This window comes from Micromonospora sp. NBS 11-29 (assembly GCF_002140155.1).
GTDB lineage: Bacteria > Actinomycetota > Actinomycetes > Mycobacteriales > Micromonosporaceae > Micromonospora.
The window spans coordinates 15,444-15,691 of sequence record NZ_NAPR01000015.1 but is presented as its reverse complement, the minus strand read 5'-3'; the positions used below and the strand labels follow the sequence as shown (position 1 = coordinate 15,691).

Below are 248 nucleotides of genomic sequence, written 5' to 3'. Positions count from 1 at the left end.
TGTACCAGTAGCCGCCGTCCATGCCCTCCGGCTCGGCCCACTGCCCCGTCACCGTCGAGATCATGCGCACCTGGCCCGAGCGGGGCGTCAGGCCCGCCAGGTCGGTGAGCATCCGCTCCCGGATCTGCTCCACGGCCGGGTTGTGCGAGGCGTAGTTGAACGGCACCGGCTTGGCCCGTACGCCCTCCGCGTCCCACCGCTCGCGCAGCTCGACCAGGGTTTCCGGCGGGCCGGAGACCACGACGTGG

The 248-nt window shown here is 72.2% G+C and carries 1 protein-coding gene; it reads right to left on the bottom strand.

Annotated elements, in window-relative coordinates:
- Nucleotides 1-248: acyltransferase domain-containing protein (locus tag B1205_RS31985; protein ID WP_254910095.1), on the bottom strand; the 248-nt coding region annotated here is incomplete at both ends.